General features: G+C 37.2%; 3 protein-coding genes. 1 reads left to right on the forward strand and 2 read right to left on the reverse strand.

The window, feature by feature from the left end; all coding sequences use genetic code 11:
• On the reverse strand, window positions 1-280 hold a 280-nt coding region (locus OZD64_RS03985; RefSeq protein WP_044471353.1), incomplete at its 3' end, for an IS5 family transposase.
• A 27-nt stretch (window positions 281-307) separates the two neighbouring features.
• On the reverse strand, window positions 308-1,264 hold the full coding sequence (gene folP / locus OZD64_RS03990) for a dihydropteroate synthase (protein ID WP_274999339.1): 957 nt from the start codon (window positions 1,262-1,264) through the stop codon (window positions 308-310).
• A 67-nt stretch (window positions 1,265-1,331) separates the two neighbouring features.
• Here folP and OZD64_RS03995 point away from each other — a divergent pair.
• A partial coding sequence (locus OZD64_RS03995; RefSeq protein WP_044471353.1) for an IS5 family transposase occupies window positions 1,332-1,611 on the forward strand: 280 nt, incomplete at its 3' end.

Genomic DNA, 1,611 nt, shown 5'->3' on the forward strand with positions numbered 1-1,611 from the left:
TTTTTCTTCTACTATATTTTGTAATTTCATAATTCATTTTCTCAAAAATTCCCTGCTTCTTCCATTGCCTGAACTGCTCATACACAGTCTTCCATAGCGGAAAATCATTTGGTAAATACCGCCATTGACACCCTGTACGCAATACATAGAAAATTGCTTCTAATATTTCTCTTTTGCTATACTTTGGCGGCCTTCCTCCTTTCTTGTATGATACTCTGAAGTGTTTTTCTATTCTTGCCCATTCCCTTTCGCTTAGATCTGTTGGATACTTTTTTCTCATCTTTACCCCGTACTAAAATTTCAGATATTATAGCCTTTTACTTGTTTCCGGACAACCTCTAAAGACAGGTTCTGTAGAAAAAGAAGAAATAAATGACTTTCTAGAATGGCCAACCAGAACTTTGCAGCCAAAATTTTGTAACGTTTCTATACTGCGTAAAATCTGGATATTCTGGTACATAGATTTGCCAAAACCAATACCAGGATCAATAATGATCGAGCTTTGATCAAAACCTAGAGCTAGTAATCTATTAATGTTCCTTTCTGCCCAATTATTTATGGTATCAATTGGATCAATGTCACTTGGGATAATGTTGTCACTATGTGGTGGTATGGAGAGTGAATGCATAATAACGATACTACATCCACTGCTAGCAATCGCTTTTAAGGTATTATCATCTAGATCTCCCTTCTGATCGTTTACCCAGGCAATGTTGTAGTGCTCCAAAACATTCAAAATAACATCTGGCCAGAAACTATCAATGCTGACTTTAATGTCACCAACTTTCATATACTGATTGAGATTATCAAGCACTGGTTTTAAGCGTGCATATTCTGCTTTTGGAGTTTGTATTGAGGAGCCAGGTCTTGTTGATTGAGCACCAAGTTCAACTATGCTTGCACCATCTGATAACAGCCGCAGTGCCTGCTTGGTTGCTTGATCTGCATCATAATAAAGACCACCATCTGAAAATGAATCAGGAGTAATATTGACAATACCTACAAGCTCTGGTGAAAGCGTAAAACTCCTTAAAAAGCAATCCTTAATGTTAGGGTTAACAGTACCAAACGTTTTGTTAACTACTGCCATAGGGTTCAGCATTGTCATCAAGTGAAGCAAAAATGGTCTGTTTATCAATTCTGGGTGAGGAATCTTAAGGTAGGGTGTATCAAGTGTCAGGTCATCCCATAACAAAATATCCAAATCAATAACGCGAGGTGCCCATTTTTCATAGACCTGCAGACGGCCAATGTCACATTCAATTTGTTTAAGAGGTTGTCCGGAAACAAGTAAAAGGCTATAATATCTGAAATTTTAGTACGGGGTAAAGATGAGAAAAAAGTATCCAACAGATCTAAGCGAAAGGGAATGGGCAAGAATAGAAAAACACTTCAGAGTATCATACAAGAAAGGAGGAAGGCCGCCAAAGTATAGCAAAAGAGAAATATTAGAAGCAATTTTCTATGTATTGCGTACAGGGTGTCAATGGCGGTATTTACCAAATGATTTTCCGCTATGGAAGACTGTGTATGAGCAGTTCAGGCAATGGAAGAAGCAGGGAATTTTTGAGAAAATGAATTATGAAATTACAAAATATAGTAGAAGAAAAA

The organism is Wolbachia endosymbiont of Drosophila tristis (assembly GCF_028981745.1).
GTDB classification, from domain to species: domain Bacteria; phylum Pseudomonadota; class Alphaproteobacteria; order Rickettsiales; family Anaplasmataceae; genus Wolbachia; species Wolbachia pipientis.